Below are 21,547 nucleotides of genomic sequence, written 5' to 3'. Positions count from 1 at the left end.
GTTGGAGATCCGGTCCCTTGGCCTCGAAGGCGTGCTGGAAATCGTTCCAAAGCGGCATGGCGATGCACGCGGTTTCTTCATGGAGACCTATAGTGCCGACCGATTCGCGCAGGCTGGAATAAATCTGAATTTCGTGCAGGATAACCATTCCTATTCCGCTGCGGCTGGCGTCTTGCGCGGGCTCCACTATCAGCTCGCGCCCCGCGCCCAGGACAAGCTGCTGCGTGTGATACGCGGCCGGGTCCTGGACGTTTGTGTCGACATTCGCCGCAGCTCGAAGACCTTTGGAAAATGGATCGCTCACGAGATTTCGGCCGAAAAGGGCAACCAGATTCTGGTGCCGCAGGGCTTTGCGCATGGCTTTGTGACGCTCGTGCCGGACACCGAGGTTCTGTACAAGGTGACCGACACCTATTCGCCCGAGCACGAACGGTCCGTCCGCTTCGACGATCCCGCCATCGGCATCGAATGGCCTTCAGTGGCCGGCGGGTTCCAGCTTTCGGGCAGGGACCTCAAGGCGCCGTTGCTCGCCGACGCCGAAGTGTTTGCCTGATGGGCATGAGGATAGCGGCATGAATTTTCTGGTGACAGGCGGAGCTGGCTTCATCGGTTCGGCGGTGTGCCGGCATCTGTGCGCCAATCCGGCCTACCGGGTGACCAATCTCGACAAGCTCACCTATGCCGGCAACCTGGCCTCGCTGCGGCAAATCGAGAACGCGCATAATTATCGTTTTGCTCATGCCGATATCTGCGACGAGAAAGCGGTGCTCGATCTCCTGCGCCGTGACGATTTCGACATCGTCATGAATCTCGCCGCCGAGAGCCATGTCGACCGCTCGATCGACGGGCCGGGCGCCTTCATCGAGACCAACATCGTCGGCACCTACAAGATCCTCAATGCCGCCCTCGAATACTGGCGCGGCCTGTCCGACGACAGGAAAAGCCGCTTCCGCTTCCATCACGTTTCGACCGACGAGGTGTTCGGCGATCTGCCTTTCGACGGCGGCATGTTCGTCGAGGAGACGCCTTACGCGCCGTCCTCGCCCTATTCCGCCTCGAAGGCGGCCTCGGACCATCTAGTGCGCGCCTGGCACGAGACCTATGGGCTGCCGGTCGTGCTTTCCAACTGTTCGAACAATTACGGCCCCTATCATTTTCCCGAAAAACTGATCCCGCTCGTCATCCTCAATGCGCTCGACGAAAAGCCGCTGCCTGTCTACGGCGCTGGCGCCAATGTGCGCGACTGGCTGTTCGTCGAGGATCACGCCCGAGCCCTGGAACTGGTCGCCACCAAGGGCACGCCGGGCGAGAGCTACAATGTCGGCGGCAATTCGGAACGGACGAACCTCGCCGTCGTCGAGACGATCTGCGACCTGCTCGACACCAGGCGTCCGCGCGCCGGCGGCAGGCGCTATCGGGAGCTGATCTCCTTCGTCACCGATCGCCCCGGCCACGACCGCCGCTACGCCATCGACGCGTCCAAGATCGGTCGCGAACTCGGCTGGACGCCGAGTGAGAATTTCGACAGCGGTCTGGCCAGAACCGTGGACTGGTTCCTCGACAACAAGTGGTGGTGGGGGCCGATCCGCGAGCAGCGCTACGCCGGCGAAAGACTGGGCGAGGCGCGCAAGGTGGGCGCGTGAGGCTCGCTGTCACCGGACGCGACGGCCAGGTTGCGGCTAGCCTGCTGGAGGCAGGTCAGGCGCGTACCGGTGTGGAGGTTGTCGCCATCGGCCGTCCGGAGCTCGACCTGGCAAGACCCGAGACCGTGATCGACGCCATCGCCGCCGCGAAGCCGGATATCGTCGTGTCGGCCGCAGCCTACACGGCCGTGGATCAGGCCGAGGACGAGCCCGACCTCGCCTTTGCGGTGAACGCAACCGGCGCCGGCAAGGTGGCGCAGGCTGCCGCACGGCTCGGTGTTCCCGTCATCCATCTCTCGACCGACTACGTCTTCGATGGCAGCGCGCCCGGTGCCTATGTCGAGACCGACGCGACGGCGCCCCTTGGCGTCTACGGCGCCTCCAAGCTCGCCGGAGAACAGGCGGTGGCCGCCGCCGGCCCGCGTCACCTGATTCTGCGCCCCGCCTGGGTCTACAGTCCGTTCGGCAGGAATTTCGCCAAAACCATGCTGCGGGTAGCCGCCGACCGGGACGAGATTTCGGTGGTGGCCGATCAGTGGGGCAATCCCACCTCGGCACTTGATATCGCCGACGCCATCCTGCATGCCGCTACAATGCTGCATGAAGACACGCATTTCCGTGCATTCGGCGTCTATCATCTGGTCGGTACGGGCGAGACCAACTGGAGCGGCTTTGCCCGCCACATCCTGGACACGAGCCTGGCGTCTGGTGGCCCTTGGGCTGATGTGCGCGATATCGCCACCAAGGATTATCCGACCAAGGCGCGGCGTCCTGTCAATTCGCGACTGTCGAGCGCGAAATTCGCTGCCACATTCGGATGGACCGCGCCGGAATGGCGCAAATCGACAGAGCGTATCGTGCGCCGTATCCTGGATCGTCGGTGAAACGCTCGAGGTTTCAACCAACGTTCGATTCGCGTCAAATCCGGTGGTCGGTCCATAGGTTTTCACGGCAGAAGTCACCGCCTAAATCCCCTGCAGCAGTGTTGAAATCGAACTCGGTCGCGCGTCCGAGATTGACAAGCCATTGCGCGAAACCTAAGCACGGGCAACTCGGGTGTCAGGCGGGGGCTTGGCAATTCACGGAGAGCTTCTTGAAGGGGATCATCCTTGCTCGAGGCAATGAGAACTGGCTGCGTCAAGCAATATTAGTGGCCGCTAAGCAAATACTGCCTGTATGTGAAGATCAGGTCACTTGCTTTGATCTATAGTGGCGCGCGATCAAACCGTCTCGTTCGCCAGACTTCACGCTGTGGCAGTGTGAGGGGGCTTGCCGCAATTTATGCCGAGCCGAGATTCTTCGAAAGAGGTAGCAATCCGTGACGTTGAAGTTCGGCACCAGCGGGCTACGCGGCCTCGTCAGCGAGCTCCGGGGACCACCGGCGCGTGCTTATACAATTGCGTTCGCACGCATGCTTATCGGACGTGGTGTGTCGAACGAGGGCGAGAAGATCCTTGTTGGTCGTGACCTTCGCTCTTCCAGTCCCGAGATTGCGGGGATTGTCCATGCAGCGATCGCCGAAGCCGGTTTAGTGCCGGTCGATTGCGGCGCCTTGCCCACTCCAGCCCTGGCGCTTTATGCCGCGGGCAAGAATGCCCCGGCGATCATGGTGACCGGCAGTCACATTCCCGACGACAGGAATGGGCTCAAGTTCTATCGGGCGGACGGCGAGATCGATAAGCGCGATGAGCTAGAGATCGTGGAAATCCACGCAGGCTTGCAGACAGCCAGTCGATCGCAGCCAGCGGTTGAACTCCTGCAACTGGGTTCCGAACCGACCGCAAACTACAAGGATCATTTTCTTGCCTACTTTCAGACCGGTAGCCTGTCCGGGATTCGTGTCGGCGTCTACCAGCATTCGTCCGTGGCAAGGGACGTCATTGTCGATATCCTTGAGGCGTTGGGAGCCGAGGCGGTGCCCCTGGGCAGGTCCACGCATTTCATTCCAGTGGATACCGAAGCGCTCAGGCAAGAGGATCTGGCGCTCCTCAAAGGCTGGGCGGCGGCGGAGCCGTTCGACGCCATCGTGTCCGCCGACGGCGACGGCGACCGGCCGCTTGTGGCCGACGCGCAGGGCAGTTTCGTGCGCGGCGACCTGATAGGCGCGATCACAGCGCATTTTCTTGATGCGGACTGCGTCGTTACGCCGGTCAGTTCCAATTCTGCGCTCGAGCGTTGCGGGCATTTCGCAACGGTGCTGCGCACCCGCATAGGCTCGCCCTATGTTATCGAAGGCATCGGCACGGCCCTCGCTCAAGGGGCGAAATGCGTCGTCGGCTTCGAAGCGAATGGCGGCGTTCTTCTGGGCTCATCCATCGAAAAGGATGGCCGCGCGCTCGCAGCCTTGCTGACCCGGGATTCGCTGCTGCCAATCCTCTGTGCGCTGTCGACGATTGCGGTGACGGGTCGACCGCTCGCCGAGATCGCTGCCGATTTCGAATTCCTTGCCGCGGCAAGTGGCCGGCTTGAGGGTGTGTCGGCGGAACAGAGCGGATCTTTCCTCAAGAGACTGGCGACGGATGCCGATTATGCCGGGACTCTTTTCGAGATTCTCGGCGGCGTCGCGAATGTTGACACTCGCGACGGTGTGCGTATCACCGCCCGCAACGGAGAGGTCGTTCACTTCCGTGCGTCGGGCAACGCGCCCGAATTGCGATGCTACATCGAGGCAAAGACAGAATCCCGCGCGGACGAATTGCTCGGTTGGGGTCTTGACCTCGGCCAAACTCAAATCTTGGAAAGCTGAAGTTTGACCACTATCGTTCCTGTCATCATAAGTGGCGGTGTCGGTTCCCGCCTTTGGCCTATTTCGCGCGCGTCGCACCCCAAGCCCTTCATTCCCTTGCCGGGAGGGGGAACCCTCATTCGCAGGACTTACGCCCGCGCGGCCGGGCTTGCGAGCGTCGATCAAATCGTGACGGTCACCAACCGCGATCTGCTGTTCCTGACGGCGGACGAGTATGCGGAGGTGGCGGCGCCTGGCGTAAAGAACACCTTCCTGCTGGAGCCTTTCGGCCGCGACACCGCAGCCGCGGTTGCACTCGCCGCGTTGCAGGTCGCCGGCGACAATCCGGATGCGGTTCTGGTCGTGCTGCCTGCCGATCATCTGATCCTGGACAAAGCCGGCTTCGGCGCGGCCGTGGCGAAGGCGGCGGCGATTGCGGCCACAGGACGGATCGTAACGTTTGGCATGAAGGCCGAGAGCCCCGAAACCGGGTTTGGCTATATCGAGGCCGAGGGAGACACGGTCCTTCGATTCGTGGAAAAGCCGAACGCGGAGCGAGCGGCCCAGTTTATCGCCAGCGGTCGTTTCTTCTGGAATTCGGGCATGTTCTGTTTTACGGCCCGCTCCATGATCGCGGCGATGCAGGAACTGTGCCCGGATGTGTTGTCCAATGCGAGCACGGCACTCGAGAAGGCCAGGACGAGCAATGCCCCGGACCGCATCATTGTCGAGATAGACAGGGATGGTTTCGCGGCTGTTCCGGCAGTTTCCATCGACTATGCGGTGATGGAGAAAGCAAGGAACGTCGGTTTTGTGCCCTGCAGTTTCGATTGGTCCGACATCGGCTCATGGACCGTTCTGTCGACGCTTGTTCCAGCCGACGACAACGGCAACCGCACGACCGGGGAGACAATGCTCCATGGGGTGACGAACTGCTACGTGCACAGCGAAGACCGGCTTGTGGGTCTTGTCGGCGTCTCGGATCTGTTGATCGTCGACACGCCGGACGCGCTTCTCATTGCCCACAAGGACAAGGCGCAGGAGGTCAAGGACCTCTACAATCGCCTCAAGCTGGAAGGGCATGAGGCGGCAACACTGCATCGAACCGTGCATCGCCCATGGGGCACCTACACAGTCCTGGAGGAAGGCCCGCGCTTCAAGATCAAGCGGATCGAGGTGAAGCCGAACGCGCGCCTTAGCCTTCAGGCGCATCATCACCGCTCCGAGCACTGGGTGGTGGTGAGCGGGACCGCCAAGGTCGTCAACGGCCAGAGTGAAATCCTGCTGGCGACCAACCAGTCCACCTACATCCCATGCGGCCACAAGCATCGCCTTGAAAATCCCGGCATTCTTCCCCTCGTCATGATCGAAGTGCAAAGCGGGGAGTATCTTGGGGAAGACGATATCGTGCGGTTCGATGATGTTTATGGGCGGACCTGACCTGAAGACAACCCTCTGGCACGTCTGCGAATTGGCCACGTTTCGCATTTCCGGGCAGATGGTTTGCATTCCTGAAATAGCGATCGAGAAAGTAGAGACAGGTTCATCATGAATTCCAAAATAGCGTTTATCACCGGCGTGACCGGGCAGGATGGAGCCTATCTCTCGAAGTTCCTGCTTGAGAAGGGATACGAGGTCCACGGCCTTTTGCGGCGCAGTGCCTCTGCCGATGTGGTCGGTTCACGGCTGAAATGGCTCGGAATCGCCGACAAGATCGTGCTGCACGACGGCAATCTGACGGATCTCTCCGGCCTCATTCGGGTGCTTCAGGAGGTTCGTCCGGCGGAAGTCTACAATCTTGCGGCGCAATCCTTCGTCAAATCGTCTTGGCAACAACCGCTTTTGACTGGCAACGTGACTGGCATGGGCGCGGCCAACGTGCTGGAGGCCGTGCGGATAGCGTGTCCCGAAACCCGTTTCTACCAGGCATCCTCTTCGGAAATGTTTGGGCTGATCCAGGAACCCATCCAGTCGGAGAAGACCCCGTTTTATCCGCGCTCTCCTTATGCCGCGGCCAAGCTCTATGCGCATTGGATGACGGTCAATTATCGTGAGAGCTTTGGACTGCACGCCTCAAGCGGCATTCTCTTCAATCACGAATCGCCCCTGCGCGGCATCGAATTTGTCACCCGCAAGATCACCGACGGTGTCGCCCGTATCAAACTTGGCCTGCAGGAAAAGCTGGCGCTCGGCAACCTGGACGCCAAGCGCGATTGGGGCCACGCACGTGACTATGTGGAAGCCATGTGGCTGATGGTGCAGCAGGATACGGCAAGCGACTATGTGGTCGCGACGGGTAAGACCGTCTCCGTTCGGGACTTCTGCAAGTTCGCCTTCGAACATGCCGGTCTCGATATGGAGGATCATGTTTCCGTCGACGAACGCTTCCTGCGGCCCGCGGAAGTCGAGGTTCTGCATGGCAATCCGACCAAGGCCAAGGAGAAATTGGGCTGGGAGGCAAAGACGAGCCTCAAGGAACTCGTCATTGAGATGGTCGAAGCCGATCTTGAGCGTGTAAGACGTGACCAACACCTCTAGGGTGTGGTTAGCGAGGTCGGCATGCGAGTTTTGATCACGGGCGCACGGGGCTTTGTCGGGCCCTATGTCTATGAAGCGTTGCACCGTATCTGTGGTCGTGACGTTGCCGTTGTTGCGACCTCAAAGGACGGCGGGCCGCATCCGTTGTTCGGCCAAATCGAGGCGCTCGACGTGACGGACAAGGTCGCAGTCGATGACGCCATTGAACGTCATCGGCCGACGCACGTCGTCCACCTGGCGGCCATCGCAGCCCTGGGCGCGGCTCAGGCCGACCCTCAAAACACCTGGCGCATCCACGTGCAGGGCACGCTCAACGTGGCTCATGCCATCCTTGACAATGCACCGGGATGTTGGCTGCTTCACGTCGGCTCGGGCCTGGTCTATGGCGAGAGCGCAAAAACCGGCCGGCCGCTTGACGAGAGCACGTTGCTTGCACCGACCGACGACTATGCCGTGACCAAGGCGGCGGCCGATCTTGCACTGGGCGCGCTTTCGCGCCAGGGACTTAAATGCATTCGACTGCGTCCCTTCAATCACACGGGACCGGGACAAACCGAGGCATTTGCGGTGCCGGCCTTTGCCATACAGATCGCCCGGATTGAAGCAGGCTTGGCCCTGCCGGTCATTCGCGTCGGCAACCTCGATGCGGAGCGCGACTTTCTGGATGCGCGCGACGTCGCCAGCGCCTACGCACATGTGGCCCTGAACAGCGACAATCTCGCGCCAAACACGATCTTCAACGTCGCATCCGGCATTCCGCGGCGGATGGGAGATATTTTGGACCAACTCTTGGCGCAAAGCAGTGTCAACATCGTCACCGAACAAGATCCGCTGCGGCTGCGACCGAGTGATCTGCCGTATATCGTAGGCGATGCCACCCGCGCCCGAACGTGTCTTGGCTGGATGCCGGAGCATCCCTTCGAGGACACTCTTGCCACGGTTCTGAAAGATTGCCGCGCACGGGTGGGAGAGGCGTAGGACAGGGATGCAGTCACGTTTGCGCAATCAGTTTGGCAAAGACTGTCCATCAACTTGATGTCAACGGACCAATAATGTATCGCACCGGTTGGGCCTGGGCAGAACACGCGAACGGGATAGATGCTGCCGACTAGAACAGGCCTCCTTGCAGAGGCATTCACCGATATCCGCGCTGCGTTGGAGAAACACTATCTTGCGACAACTTTCAGTTGGCAGGACGTGGCCCAGCGTTATCGCCGCTCGCGGGTTGGAGCATTCTGGCTGACGATCAACATGGGCGTGCTGATCGCCGCGCTTGGTTTCGTCTTCGGCACGCTCTTCCGGTCGCCGATGCAGGAATTTCTTCCCTACATCTGCGTCAGCCTCATTTTCTGGGGCTTCATTTCATCGTCTATCAACGAGGGATGCACGGCCTTTATAGGCGCCGAGGGCATCATCCTTCAGGTGCGCATGCCGCTGTTCACCCAGGTGTTACGGACGTTGTACCGCAACGCCATCATTCTCGGGCACAACATCCTCATCTACCCTGTCGTCCTCCTGGCTGTCGGACGCATGCCGACGTGGCACGTTTTGCTGGCGGTGCCCGGCTTTGTCATCTTGTCGCTCAATCTGGTCTGGATCATGCTCATTCTCGGTGTGCTTTGCGCCCGCTACCGCGACATGACCCAGGTGATGCAGAACCTGTTGCAGGTGATTATGTACCTGACCCCTGTCATGTGGATGCCGCGAACGCTGCCCGAAGGCATTTCGCGACTGTTGCTGGACCTTAATCCCTTTTATCATTTAATCAGCATCGTGCGAGATCCGCTTCTGGGCGGGTTGCCGTCCACTACCAGTTGGATAGCGTGCATTGTGTACGTAGTCGCAGGGTGGGGGGGCGCATTGCTGCTTTTCGACCGTTATCGTCACCGCATTCCCTACTGGCTTTGAAGATGGCTTCTATCACATTGGCCGGCGTCTCGGTCGAATTCCCGGTGTTCAACGCGGCAAGCCGTTCTCTCAAGAACAGGGTGCTCAGCGTCGCAACCGGCGGCGCGATCGACCGCCGCGGCGATGGTCATGTCATCGTGCGCGGGCTTGAGAACGTGAGCTTTTCGCTTAAGGACGGGGATCGAGTGGGCCTCGTCGGCCACAATGGCTCTGGCAAGACGACGCTGCTTCGTGTTCTGTCGGGTATATACAAGCCGACAAGCGGATCCGCCGCTACCCACGGCGAGTGCGTGTCCCTCATCAACATCTCGCTAGGTATCGATCCTGAAGCGACAGGCCGCGAGAACATCAGGCTGCGCGCGGCCATGATGGGCATGCGGCCGAACGAGTTGCGCGAGCAATTCGACGGAATCGCCGAGTTCACCGGATTGGGCGACTTCCTCGATATGCCGTTCCGCACCTATTCATCTGGCATGCAGCTTCGCCTGGCCTTCTCGACATCCACGGCTATCCGGCCCGAAATACTCGTAATGGATGAATGGCTTTCGACCGGCGACGAAGACTTCAAGCACAAGGCCGACAAGCGGCTGCGCGAGATCGTCGACACGACTAAGATACTCGTTCTGGCCAGCCACTCGCGCGAGTTGCTTCAAAAGAATTGTAATCGTGTTTTGTGGATGGAGCACGGTCGCGTGCGAATGGATGGATCTACGGATGTGGTTTTGCCGGCCTATTTCGGTTGAGAGTTTTTTTTGAACGGAGGTAGGGTCGGCAAGGAGTGTGTTTCCAAGTGGGAAGACGATCCCGACAAGGTCTGCCCAGAAGCTTCAGCGCGGGTTTGATGGCGGCCGGGGGCGGCAAGTGTAGAGAGATTGATAAGCGTTATGAAACAGGCCGTTAAGACAGTTTTGCTTCCAATCATACGGCCCTTTTGGCGGAGGCTATGGTTTCGCGTCGAAGGTCGCGTCGCGCCGATCGAAACTCACCTCACATCGATCGAAAATCGCCTCTCGCCACTTGATGCACGGACGGCTCAGATCGAGCAAGCTTGGCAAACGCACATTCCCGCCTTCCTGAACGCTATGGCGAGTGTCCCGGCTATCTCTTATGAGGTCGCGGCACTCTCCAAGCGACTGGACGACGCTTTCGCATCGTTTTCGCAACGTGCCGATGCAGCGGAAGCGCGTGGCGAGAATGCTGATGCAGCCATCGCTTCGTTGTGGGAGCGAGTCGAATTCGTTCGCCGGGAAATCCTCTTCGAGTTCAATCACGGATCCAGCGGAAAATCCGCCGCTGACGGTGCTGGACTAAAGAAGGTCGAGCCGCAGATAGTCTCCACCGACAAATACGAAGCGGCGCGCCGCGAAAAGCGGCTACGCCTCAATCTGGGCAGTGGCCACATCGCGCTGCCGGATTACATCAACGTGGATGCGCGCCCTCTGCCAGGCGTTGACGTAGTTGCCGATGTCGGCGACCTGCCCTTTGCGGAGCGTAGTGTGGACGAAATCTTCTCCGCGCATCTGATCGAGCACTTTCCTCTTGAGACCATGCGCCGGCGTCTGCTTCCTTATTGGCGCAGCCGGCTGCGCCCAGGCGGAACATTTAAGGTTGTGACGCCCGACGCGGCCGCTATGGTGCAGGCAGCGGCAACTGGTGCGATGTCTTTTGAAGACTTTCGGGAGGTTACCTATGGTGCGCAAGACTACCATGGCGATTACCATTTCAACCTGTTCACGCCCGACAGCTTACAAGTGCTCCTGCAAGAGGCGGGGTTCAAGGGAATTTCCATTCCGGTCGCTGGGCGCCGGAACGGCAAATGTTTCGAATTCGAGATTGTAGGAATAGCACCATGAACCAACGTTCCTCGATCCCAACCAAGGCCCTTCGCTACGCCAAAAGATTGATTTACCTTCCGCATACAGCGACGGAGACTTTGGAGCGGTTGCGTCGGCTCGACGCCGTTCCCGCCGGCGGGCATACCGCTGAGGTGATTCCGCCTTCGACCCCCGCGCTGGAGGTAAAATTCGTTCCCACGTCAGGAGAAATATACGCTGGCTACACTGCTGCCGATCTTTGGGTTTTTGATCTTTTCAAGGATGTGCGGCCGGTGCCGAAACCAGGCTTTGTGACAGACTTCCTCGGCACGCGGACGCGAACCACCTCGCTCTGGAACATAGCGCGGCAGTTTGACGGGCAGGTGTTTGGGCGGCCAGTTCCGCACGACCTCTTCGAAGCGGTCGAGTGGATCGGCCTGCTCAAGGCTGTAGCATCCGCCAGGAATGGTTTTGCCATGATGGAACTTGGCGCCGGTTGGGGGCCGTGGCTGGTGGCAGGCGCAGTTGCATGCTCGCATCTCGGCATCAAGGATATCAACCTGCTCGGTGTCGAGGCTGATCCGGGTCGATTAGAGCTGATGCGCCAGCACTTCATCGACAATAACCTCGATCCCGACGCACACAGCCTGCTTCGCGCGGCTGTAGGCACGCAGGCGGGACACGCCCGTTGGCCCAGAATTTCTGACGCTGCGAATGCCGGCGGCGGGCGGCCCATTCGCGATAATAACGGTGAAGTAAACAAGGACGACGCCGATTATATCCCTCACGCTGTTGATGATTATATTGACGTCGACATTCTCCCGCTTCGAGATCTTCTCACCCGCCGGCCGGTCTGGGATCTCGTCCATATCGATGTTCAGGGTTGGGAAGCTGAACTTGTGTCAAACGCTGTCGAGACTCTGAACGAACGGGCAAAATGGCTAGTCATCGGCACACACTCACGTCTACTCGATGGCGTGTTAATTGGAACTCTTCACAGGGCCGGTTGGGTCTTGGAGAATGAGAAACCGACCCGCTTCACATTCGACGCTGGGAAGGATTCGTTAGAGCTGATGGCCGAGGTTGATGGCGCTCAAATTTGGAGGAATCCACGTCTGGTATCCGTCGATCAGAGCAGTAGCAGACCAAAGTCAGGTCCGGTTTCCAATGGCTCTATTCACATTTCCAATGATCCTCTTTCATTAGTTCAAGAGCATGTCGAAAAGGCTCGGATCTTTGCAACGCGCGAGGATGCCTTAGCTACCTTGCCCCGCGGCGGAAAATTCGCGGAGATCGGCGTGGCATTCGGAGATTTTTCAGAGCATGTCCTGCGCACACTGGAACCCACCCGATTCGATGCGTTCGATATTTTCCGGTTACATGAAGTCGAGACGATCTGGGGACGGCCTTCAGTCGAGACATTTCGCGGCCAGACTCATCGACAATTCTATGAGGGACGCTTCGCCGGTGAAGTGGCAAGTGGCCGGATGCGCATCTTCGAGGGCGACAGCAGTCATCTCATGGCACAGCAGCGGGACGAATTCTACGACATCATTTATATTGATGGGGACCATACGCTAGAAGGGGTGCTGCGCGATGCGGAAGTCGCGGCCCGCAAGCTTTCGAAGGACGGCTATCTTGTCTTCAATGACTACATCATGGCGGACCATGCTTCCAACTCACCCTATGGTATTGTTCAGGTGGTGAACTGGCTCTGCGCTAATATGGGTTGGCGCGTGCATTACCTCGCGCTGCAACGAATGCTCTTCTGCGACATTTGCCTCGTACGAAGCGAGTAAACATCTCGGACGCAATTAAACAGAAAATCTCTTTGCGCGTCATCTTGAAGATTTTGAATTGATCGGCGTGCAGTCATCTCCAAAGGTGAAGACGATCACTCATGCATAAGGATAAACCCAACCGAAGAATCGTCGATAAAGACCCGAATCCTCGGTTTTCCATCGTCATCTGCACAGATGGTCGTGCCGATTCGCTTGCTGAAAATCTGCGTTGCCTGCAATTCCTCGAGGGTCCTCAATACGAAGTCTGCGTCGTTCGCGGGCCGACGGATGATGGTATCGCGGGGGTGCTGGCTGATTGGGAGGGGCGTATCAAGGTAGCGACAAATCCGCAGCGCAATCTCTCAATATCGCGCAACCTAGGCATTGCATTGGCAGCTGGTGAAATCGTTGCCTTCGTAGACGACGACGGCATGCCTGAACCGAAATGGATGGCTGATCTCCTCTGCGCATTCGACGACCCGCAAGTAGCTGCGGCTGGTGGCATCGTGATGGACCACACTGGTGCTCAGATGCAATATCTATACTCGTCAGCCGACAGGTTGGGCAATGCTGATTGGCACCGTAAGACTCCGGCCGACGAGTACAATTTTCCCGGGTCTTTCAATTTTCCCTATCTGCAGGGAACGAACGCGGCGTTTCGACGCGATGTGCTGCTCGCCCTTGGCGGCTTCGACGAGGAGTATGAATTCTATCTTGATGAAACCGACCTATGCTGTCGCGTCAACGACGCAGGTTGGACCATACGGCAATTGCCAAACGCTGTCGTCCACCATAAATTCTTGCCCAGCGCCATTCGCACGCCCGATCGTGTGACGCGCGTCCGTTATCCCGTGCTTAAGAACAAGCTTTACTTTTCGCTCATCAACAACCGCGGTCATTATAGCGCCAAGCGCGCTGTCGATGAGATGCTATCGTTCGCGCGAGGGCAGGAAGCGGATGTCCGTTACCACGTCGAAACAAGTCATCTGCTGTCCCCAGTTGATCTCGATCGTTTTGGAGCAGACGAAGAAAGGGCATGGGAGGTCGGCCTCAAGCGCGGCCTGAGTGGCTCCCGTCGCTTGATGAACCCTGAGCTTGCCCTACGGATGTCAGCTCCCTTCCTGGCCTTCCCGCGCCTAAACCCTCCGGGCGGGCGCAACACATTCGTCTTTCTCAGCCAAGAGTATCCGCCCGGTATCGTCGGTGGCGTCGGGCGATATATCAACCAACTGGCGCGCTCGATCGCTGCTGCCGGTCACAATGTCCATGTGCTCACCCGAGGCGAGCGACATGACCGTGTGGATTTCGAGGAGGGAGTATGGGTCCACCGCGTTGTGTCGCGCCAACCGAGCGAACTTCCGCCGGAGGGGATGATCATTCCGGCGCATATCTGGGCGAATTCGGTGCTCATGTTACAGGAAGTGCGCCGATTGGCAGAGCGTCAGAAGGTCGATGCCGTCTACGCACCGATCTGGGATTGTGAGGGGGCGGCCGTTCTGCTCGACAACTGCTTTCCGCTCGTGACTGGCCTGCAAACAACCCTGCATTTCTGGCTCGAGAGCCATGGTCATCACAGGAAGGATCCGCAATTCATGCAGGACTTCGCCAAGCCAATGCTGGCCCTGGAGACCCGCCTGTTGCGAGAGTCGGCGGGGATTCACGCCATAAGCAAGGCCATCCGGCACGATATAGCGTCGGTCTATGACGTTGCCCTAGACGATACGCGCACGACCATGGTGCCTCTGGGTTTGGAGGATTTTTCGGCTCTTCCCGATGTGCCGCCCACGCCACTGCCGCAGGGTACATTGCGCGTTGTCTTCATAGGCAGGCTTGAAGGACGCAAAGGGATCGATGTGCTGCTTGATGTCGTCCCGAAGTTGCTTACGAAGTATGCTGATCTTCATTTCGATATCGTGGGCAATGACAAGATTCCGGGACCGGACGGCAAGACAACCTATCGCGCGGTCTTCGAGGCCACGACGCCTGCGGATACCCTTGCACGGGTGAGCTTTCATGGTGAGACTTCCGAAGAGCAATTGCGAGGTTTCTATAGAGCCTGTGACATCTTCGTAGCGCCCAGCCGTTTCGAATCCTTCGGACAAGTACTCGTGGAAGCCATGATCTATGGCAAGCCGGTCATAGCTTGCCGCGCTGGCGGCATGGTCGAGATAATCGAGCCTCAGGAGACAGGTTTGCTGGCAGAGCCGGGCGACCCAATCTCGCTTGAAGGCTGTCTGGAACGACTTATCGTCGACGCATCATTGCGCCGTTCGTTCGGTGAAGCCGGCCGTCGCCGCTATGAGCAACATTTTTCGGTCGAGGCAGCGGCGGATGGGGTTGTTGCGCTTTTGCGCAAGGCTTGCGAGGTAGAGACCGACTAAATAGCCTAAAGGGGGGTGGGATGACGGGAACTGAGAGACAACTGCTGCGTGTTGCAGTCGTGGCTCCCATTATATTGCGGCATGATGCGATTTCGCTTGCCGTGCGCGATACCATGCGCTTCCTGTCCAAAGACGCCGGTTTCGAGGCTATCCACCTTGGGTATGTCTGTGAGTATCCGGAGATAGCGCATCGTCAGTGTAACACCTCGGGCGAATTACTCCTCGATCCACACTACTACACCGCTGATGCCGCCATTTTTCATTTTGGCATTCATCACGGCCTGTTCGACGCTCTGCTCGGCGGCGGACCCCGTACCAAAGTCGTTCGCTTTCACAATGTGACGCCGCCGCATTTGGTGCGACAGGCCGACATTCCAATGGCGGAGCGTTCGTTGCGCCAGATCGAAATACTGCGGCATACCAACGAAATTTGGGCGGATAGCCCAAGCAATGCCGAGTACTTGCTCAAACGCGGCTTCGATCAGACCAAGATCCGGATTATACCACTTGTGGTCGAAGACCCGGTGCCCTCCAAACTTTCGGACAAGGCCAAGGATCGTATATCTGTCCTTTTCATGGGCCGCATTGCGCCATCAAAGGGCATTCACGACCTGATCGGCGCTATAGCCCGCGCACCAGATGTGCGAAACGTGATGCATGTGACCATCGCCGGTAATATGCATTGGTCCGATCCAGCCTATGTGCGAGAGCTGCAATCTCTCGTCGAGAAGCACCACCTAGAGTCGATAGTCTCTTTTACTGGCACGATTGATGATGCCAAGAGGGACCGGCTGTTTGGCGATGCCCACATCGTCGCCATTCCTTCCTATCATGAGGGATTTTGCCGCCCAGTCGCCGAAGGCTTCCGTGCCGGCTGCGTCCCTCTGGTTTATGACGCCTACAACCTGCCTCACATCGCTAATCGTTTGGGCTGCGTTGTGCCAACCGGGAACGTGGAAGCACTTGCCACAGCATTGTCGAAACTCGTTTTCGCCCAATTGCGTGGCCTGTCCAAGCCCAACCAGCCTATGCTGCCGCTCGACCGTGGGCCAACGTCGGTTCATGAATTCGACAACCTCGCGCAACAATGGACGCAGGAATTCACATTCGAATGCATTGCAGCCCAAACACGCGATCGCCTCTTACAATTAACGGGGCGAAATTCGGTTGAATTGGCAGCAGTACCAGCGTGACTTCCAAAGAAATCCGCTATCGGTATGCCAGACTGTGTCCTTATCTAGATGTTTGGTCCCGGCATTTGCTGGAGCGGATTGAGTTTGAAGCGTTCCGGTTGTGAGACCCATGCCTTGCAGATGAACTCGTATGGGGTGAGACCTTTGAGGGTCTTGAGCCTGCGAGCGAAATTGTAGGCGGCAACGAAGTCGGCGAGATGGGTGCGTAGTTGGTCGTGGCCCTCATAGTAGAAGCGCTTGACGGTGGCGTCCTTGATGGTTCGGTTCATTCTCTCGACCTGGCCGTTGGTCCACGGATGCCTCGCCTTGGTCGTGCGATGCTCGATGTCGTTCCTGGCGCAGGTGTACTCGAAGGCGTGAGCGCGGAAGATCTCGCCATTGGCGATTGCCTCCTTGATCAGCGGCACCGCCGAGCCACCGGCACCGGGCGTGGTGAACTGAATGCCGTTATCGGTAAGCACGGTATGAATCTTGTAGGGAACGGCCGCGATCAGGCGCAGTAGAAAGTCTCTCGAGACGGCGGTGGGGGCCTTCTCGTGCAACTCGACGAAGGCGAACTTCGAGGTCCGATCAATGGCGACGAACATGTGCAGCTTGCCCTGCTCGGTCCTCACCTCGGCAATGTCGATGTGGAAGTAGCCGATCGGGTAGCTCTTGAATTTCTTCTTCGCCGGTTTGTCACCCTCGACATCCGTCAGGCGGCCGATGCCATGGCGTTGCAGGCAGCGATGCAATGAAGACCGCGTCAGGTGCGGGATGGTTGGCTGCAAGGCATAAAAGCAGTCGTCGAGCGGTAGCAACGTGTAGCGCCGGAAGGCGACGATGATTGCCTCCTCCTCGATCGAGAGCACTGTCGATCTCGGTTCCTTCGGACCAGTCGGCAGATCGGCGACTGAAGTTCGCCTCTTCCATTTGGCGACCGTCTTCTGGTTGATCCCGTAGCGCTTGGCCAGAGCCCTCAGGCTCTCTTGACTATACTGTATCGCTCGACGGACCGCCTCTGTCGTTGTGGCGCTCCCATGCAGAACCTGGCCCATAGCGCATCCTTTGATTCGGAAGATAAGGATGCCCCATCAAAGCCTGGGATCAAACATTTAGTCTAGTCCGGCAGACGGCCAACATCGATCAGAGCTTGACGGAATTGCGCGATTAGCGGGGCTGTATTTTCATCTCGCTGGACTCGAAGATTCGCGTCGACTCCTTCTACCGAACGCCAGTTTTCCAAGGTCAGATATGCCGCTATTGCCGCGACCGTCTGATGGGGCCGCTCCGCCAAATCCTCATAGGTGACGACCAGTGGCTCGATACCATATTCCGAGAAATAAACGTCCCATGCTAGTTCTGCAGTCACTACAGTGTGATAGCAGGCAACGATCGCCAGAAAATCGTAGGGAATATCACCGTTCGACTTGCTGTCGTCCTGCCATTTAAGCCACTCCTGCGTTAACTGTGCCCTGTAAAGCGACATCGCTTGCGCGACCTTGTCTTTTCGCACTAGTCGCAGCCATTTGTGATTTGGCAGCAGGTCACCCAGGAGCTCGTTCCTACCAGTAATCTTGCCGATCGCACTTTGGAACCAAGCGCAATGATCATGGGCCACCTTCGCGCCAAAAACACCGTCGACGGTATTCTGCTGAAAGACGTTCGACACCGCCAACGCAATGTCAGGAACTTTCCAATGTGGAAGATCGTACTGGAAATATTCGGTCGGCCGACCGATTCCAGCCAGCGTCAACAGTTCACAGAGGTAATTGCTACCGCACCGCGGCGCAAAGGCAATCGAGTAGCTCTGTTCTATCTCCCCTATTGCACGCTGCAACGCATCGCGGCTGTCAATGGGAAACTTCCATGAGTCGGCGCTTGCGGATTCCTTTACCTGCATCTCGGTCAGGGGAGAACCTCGCCTGCGTCCGGCACCAACCAGTTCAAGCGTCACTTCTGCAAGGTGTCTTCCGATACCTAACGGTGCGGATAGCAGGCTACGTGCACTAATTTTAGTTCTCACGGCCATTCACTAGGTTGGGGTTGAAACAGCGCCTCGTGGCGAGCCGCGAATAGGCGCTCAATCGCGCATGGCGCGGGCTCCACGTTGATGCCGCTCCAACCTTGACGATAGAATGCATAAGTAACGGAATCCTATTCTGGCTCGCATGCCTCTACGTCGACATAGAAGCCGCGCTCTACCGCGCCCAATGCGCGATGCAGCATCACATCCTCAAAGTTCTGAGCGTATGAAACGAACGGTTTTCTAGGAACCAGCAGTCGAGCGGGATTGGCAGGCTCAAAACTGGTTTGGTCATAGATCATCCACCTTGCTCCCTTAAAAAGGGGTGGCAATTCGCGCAGGCGGCTGCCGGCCGCTTGCAGTTCGATCATGTTATCTAGCGGAGGGCGCGCTATTCCGGCACTTAGTAATGTGCAGGGATAGGCGGGTCAACAGATTGTGATCTTTATCCTCCCCTTCATTGCCCGACCGCCTCAGAACCCCACAACAGCGGCCCAAGCCCTCGGCGGACGGGGCCTCATCGCCTATTGCAAATGCAAGCCGGCGAGACGTCTGGAGCGCTTCCGCCCTGCACTTCCCGAAGTGTACGCCAAGGCGGTTGGAATAGCAGGTTTGACAAGCCGTAACGTGCTGCAATACCTGAACCTGTGCCCATAGATTCGGAACAGGACGAAACCAGGCAATCTTCAGGAGTAAGCGTGGATCAAATGCTATCCGAAGGGCTTGGCCAAGAGACGGTAGCGCTTCGCGATGAGAGGCAAATCGGACGCCAGAACTTATCCATGTTGGGGGGATGGGACGGACATGAAGATGCTGGAACGTCCTGGAGCCCTTAAACAGGAAAACGACGCTAATGCCATCCAAAGGCACGGTTCTCATCCTCAGCACATATCCACTGGTCGAGCCCAGACATGGTGGCGAAGTGCGACTGCTGAATATCAAGCGCGCTTACGAGACTAGCGGATGGGACGTTGTTCCGCTCGCAGTATATCCCGACGAGGCCTACTCAAAACCGCGAACTGGGCGTCACGACATCCCGTTTCCACAGAATAACCCCTATAGACTGTTCAACGGCAGGAAGCTTCCTTTCGTTACCGACCTCGCATCAGGTGGATTTGCCAGCAGCGAAGATGGTGCGTTGCCAAGAGTGTTGGCGACCATCCCAGGCCGGATCGATGTCATCCACGTAGAGCAGCCGTGGTTGTGGCCATTGGCCAAGGCGCTGCGTGAGCACAGCCAATACTCCTCATCGCTTCTTGTCTATGGATCGCAGAATATCGAAGCGCCGCTGAAGCGCGGGATATTAACCGATTCGCGTGTTGCGGACTTTGAAGACGTAACCGAGGCGGTCGATCGGCTTGAGCGCCAGGCGGCACATGAGGCCGACCTGACCGTGGCGGTTACGCAGGAAGAAGTCGATGTCCTGACGAGCTGGGGGTTAACCAACGTCAAGTTACTGCCCAATGGCATTGAACCTTGGCAAGCCGACGATGAGGCTATCGAAAACTGGCGTCCGCGGCTTCCAGCGCATCCCTGGCTTCTCTATGTAGCAAGCGCGCATCCACCCAATTTTACTGGGTTTGCGCAGATATTCGGAGGCTCCCTCGGCTGCTTCTCGCCGACGAGCAAGCTGGTCGTTGCCGGCAGCGTAACAGAGCATATCTATCGAGCGATGGATGATACGAAATGGTCGGCATTGAATCTGTCCCGCTTGCAATTGCTGTTTTCGCTACCGGATCAGGATCTTGCTGCAGTAAAGTCACTTTCCCATGGGTTTATATTGCCGATACCATTCGGTGGTGGATCGAATATTAAAACGGCGGAGGCTTTGTATTCCGGGAAATATGTGATCGGTACACCGTCAGCCTTCAGGGGCTTTGAATCGTTTATTGATCTGCCGGAGGTGTTCGTCGGAGGTAACGCGAGCGAATTTCAACACGCGGTGAGGCATGTTCTGGCTTGCCCGCCTAGTTTGCCATTGCAGGCAGGGTCGCAACGATCGGAATGTCGTCAGGCTTTGCGCTGGGACGCATGTCTAGCCCCCTTGCCGGCGATGGTTGAGAAACTGATGCGCGAAAGATTTGTGCCGTGAACAAAATCTGGCTCGATGTTACATCGATACTGCAATGGCATCGTCCTGCTGTCGGTATCATAAGAGTGGAAGCGGAATGCGCGAAATACGCGTTGAACCATCAGGGCTCGGCTGTTTCATTCTGTCGCTTTGACCGGAACTCCGGCTATACCGAAGTAGAAGCATTTGATGTACGAAATACGATAGACAGAATTGGCCACGTTCATCAGACAGCCGTCGTGATGGCCGCCGAAAATATCCCAATCCAAAGTCCTGCCGTTCCACTGACAGTAAGATTGGCATCCGTCGTTCGGCGAATTTTGAATAGGCTCCCGCGCCGGATCGGTGACCCGATATTTCGATATCTTGCCGGCAGGCGAGAAGTTGCGGAAGCAGGCATAAATGGCATTCGCGAATTCCGGCGGGCCATGCGCGCCTTCTGGGCTCCGTCGTCGATGCAAACAACTCATTTGCAGAAGGCTCCTGGGCGCCAGCTGGAGAACGCCCTTTTTTCGCATGGGGATGTCTATATTTCGCTTGGACTGGATTGGGATCAGAAGGACCCAGTCTTTATCGCTGAACAAAAATCTCTTCGGGGCTTCAAGGGGATATTCTGTTGTTATGATCTAATTCCGGTCAAATTTCCCCACCTTTGCGTTGGTGACGTGGCGGCAAAGTTTGCTAACTACTTTGTGGATATCGCCTGGTGCGCGGACGAGATTGTAAGTATATCCGAATGCAGCAGACGCGACTTGTCTGTTCTGCTGGAGGAGCTTGGGGCGCCGATCCCAGAGACAACGGTCATCAAGCTCGGTAGCCATCTTCCGACATCTAACGATGCCAATGTTTCAATCCAAACGAGGGAGGCAGTTGGCGGGCGTTTCATCCTTTTCGTTTCGACGATTGAACGCAGGAAAAATCACGAGACGCTCTATCGCGCCTATACGCGTCTGGTGGACAAGGGGGTCAAGAACCTGCCGACGCTCGTCTTCGTGGGCATGCCGGGTTGGGGGGTAAGCGACTTTCTCGCGGATCTGCGGTTTGACCACCGCGTGAAGCACCTCGTGAAAGTGCTTGCAAATGTGAGCGATGCAGACCTCAATTGGCTCTATAAGAATATGCTTTTCTCCGTCTTCCCTTCACTTTATGAAGGTTGGGGGTTGGCTGTCGCCGAGAGCCTTGCTGCCGGGAAGTTCTGTCTCGCCTCAAATGTAGCCTCAATTCCCGAAGTTGGCGGCGATCTGATAGAATATCTTGACCCCTGGGACGTGCAACTGTGGGCGGACCGGCTGGAATGGTACTTTGACCATCCTAGCGCCTTGGCAGAGGCGGAAGCCCGCATACAAAACGAGTATGACGCTCCAACTTGGGATGAAACAGCCATCACAATTTTCACAAGGGCCGAAAGATTGCTTGGCGAACAACGCGGCATTTGAGCCGACGGCCCGACAGCCTCATTGCCGAGCATAGAGGCACCTAAGGACCTTT

General features: G+C 57.7%; 18 protein-coding genes. 15 read left to right on the top strand and 3 right to left on the bottom strand.

Annotated features, from left to right (window positions below; translation table 11 throughout):
- The first annotated feature begins 1 nt into the window (after position 1).
- The 13 genes from rfbC (at position 2) to EB233_RS24460 (ending at position 15,983) form a co-directional block, all read left to right on the top strand.
- Positions 2-553, top strand: a complete 552-nt coding sequence (rfbC, locus tag EB233_RS24520; protein ID WP_064989942.1) for a dTDP-4-dehydrorhamnose 3,5-epimerase — start codon at positions 2-4, stop codon at positions 551-553.
- 19 nt (positions 554-572) lie between these two features.
- On the top strand, positions 573-1,643 hold the full coding sequence (gene rfbB / locus EB233_RS24515; RefSeq protein WP_064989941.1) for a dTDP-glucose 4,6-dehydratase: 1,071 nt from the start codon (positions 573-575) through the stop codon (positions 1,641-1,643).
- Entirely contained in the window at positions 1,640-2,527 is an 888-nt protein-coding gene (rfbD, locus tag EB233_RS24510; RefSeq protein WP_064989940.1) for a dTDP-4-dehydrorhamnose reductase, read from the top strand. The genes rfbB and rfbD overlap by 4 nt, the downstream gene beginning before the upstream one ends.
- 434 nt (positions 2,528-2,961) lie before the next feature.
- Positions 2,962-4,389, top strand: coding sequence for a phosphomannomutase (locus tag EB233_RS24505; RefSeq protein ID WP_064989939.1), 1,428 nt, complete (start codon positions 2,962-2,964; stop codon positions 4,387-4,389).
- Between the two features lie 3 nt (positions 4,390-4,392).
- Complete coding sequence (locus EB233_RS24500; RefSeq protein WP_064989938.1) at positions 4,393-5,808, top strand: mannose-1-phosphate guanylyltransferase/mannose-6-phosphate isomerase; 1,416 nt, start codon at positions 4,393-4,395, stop codon at positions 5,806-5,808.
- A 108-nt stretch (positions 5,809-5,916) separates the two neighbouring features.
- Positions 5,917-6,906: a GDP-mannose 4,6-dehydratase gene (gmd, locus tag EB233_RS24495; RefSeq protein ID WP_064989937.1), complete on the top strand. Its 990-nt coding sequence runs from the start codon at positions 5,917-5,919 to the stop codon at positions 6,904-6,906.
- A gap of 21 nt (positions 6,907-6,927) precedes the next feature.
- Entirely contained in the window at positions 6,928-7,884 is a 957-nt protein-coding gene (locus EB233_RS24490; protein WP_064989998.1) for an NAD-dependent epimerase/dehydratase family protein, read from the top strand.
- A 120-nt stretch (positions 7,885-8,004) separates the two neighbouring features.
- Positions 8,005-8,814 (top strand): ABC transporter permease, encoded by an 810-nt coding sequence (locus tag EB233_RS24485; protein ID WP_064989936.1) that lies wholly within the window; start codon positions 8,005-8,007, stop codon positions 8,812-8,814.
- Positions 8,815-8,816: 2 nt separating this feature from the next.
- Positions 8,817-9,557 carry an ABC transporter ATP-binding protein gene (locus EB233_RS24480; protein WP_064989935.1) on the top strand — a complete coding sequence of 247 codons (741 nt, stop codon included), beginning with the start codon at positions 8,817-8,819 and terminating at the stop codon, positions 9,555-9,557.
- 141 nt (positions 9,558-9,698) lie between these two features.
- A complete protein-coding gene (locus EB233_RS24475) occupies positions 9,699-10,667 on the top strand; it encodes a class I SAM-dependent methyltransferase (RefSeq protein ID WP_064989934.1) in 969 nt (322 codons plus the stop codon).
- A complete protein-coding gene (locus EB233_RS24470) occupies positions 10,664-12,427 on the top strand; it encodes a class I SAM-dependent methyltransferase (protein ID WP_171892259.1) in 1,764 nt (587 codons plus the stop codon). Before EB233_RS24475 ends, EB233_RS24470 begins: the two co-directional genes overlap by 4 nt.
- A gap of 101 nt (positions 12,428-12,528) precedes the next feature.
- The gene (locus EB233_RS24465; protein ID WP_081294110.1) at positions 12,529-14,790 is read left to right on the top strand and encodes a glycosyltransferase; all 2,262 of its coding nucleotides are present in this window, start codon (positions 12,529-12,531) and stop codon (positions 14,788-14,790) included.
- A gap of 20 nt (positions 14,791-14,810) precedes the next feature.
- The gene (locus EB233_RS24460; protein ID WP_081294109.1) at positions 14,811-15,983 is read left to right on the top strand and encodes a glycosyltransferase family 4 protein; all 1,173 of its coding nucleotides are present in this window, start codon (positions 14,811-14,813) and stop codon (positions 15,981-15,983) included.
- A 44-nt stretch (positions 15,984-16,027) separates the two neighbouring features.
- Here EB233_RS24460 and EB233_RS24455 read toward each other — a convergent pair whose 3' ends face one another.
- The 3 genes from EB233_RS24455 to EB233_RS24445 form a co-directional block, all read right to left on the bottom strand.
- A complete protein-coding gene (locus tag EB233_RS24455; protein ID WP_027055055.1) occupies positions 16,028-17,020 on the bottom strand; it encodes an IS481 family transposase in 993 nt (330 codons plus the stop codon).
- Between the two features lie 62 nt (positions 17,021-17,082).
- Complete coding sequence (locus EB233_RS24450) at positions 17,083-17,919, bottom strand: Stf0 family sulfotransferase (protein ID WP_171892258.1); 837 nt, start codon at positions 17,917-17,919, stop codon at positions 17,083-17,085.
- Positions 17,920-18,119: 200 nt separating this feature from the next.
- A complete protein-coding gene (locus EB233_RS24445; protein ID WP_155765447.1) occupies positions 18,120-18,359 on the bottom strand; it encodes a hypothetical protein in 240 nt (79 codons plus the stop codon).
- Between the two features lie 482 nt (positions 18,360-18,841).
- On the opposite strand from EB233_RS24445, the gene EB233_RS24440 reads away from it, so the two are divergent.
- Both EB233_RS24440 and EB233_RS24435 read left to right on the top strand, forming a co-directional pair.
- Positions 18,842-20,080 carry a glycosyltransferase gene (locus EB233_RS24440; RefSeq protein ID WP_081294317.1) on the top strand — a complete coding sequence of 413 codons (1,239 nt, stop codon included), beginning with the start codon at positions 18,842-18,844 and terminating at the stop codon, positions 20,078-20,080.
- Entirely contained in the window at positions 20,077-21,495 is a 1,419-nt protein-coding gene (locus EB233_RS24435) for a glycosyltransferase family 4 protein (protein ID WP_155765446.1), read from the top strand. The genes EB233_RS24440 and EB233_RS24435 overlap by 4 nt, the downstream gene beginning before the upstream one ends.
- Positions 21,496-21,547 lie beyond the last annotated feature (52 nt).

Source organism: Mesorhizobium erdmanii, assembly GCF_013170725.1.
In the GTDB taxonomy this organism is placed as follows: Bacteria; Pseudomonadota; Alphaproteobacteria; order Rhizobiales; family Rhizobiaceae; genus Mesorhizobium; species Mesorhizobium erdmanii.
The sequence above is the reverse complement of the archived record's forward strand: the minus strand, read 5'-3'. Positions and strand labels throughout refer to the sequence as shown.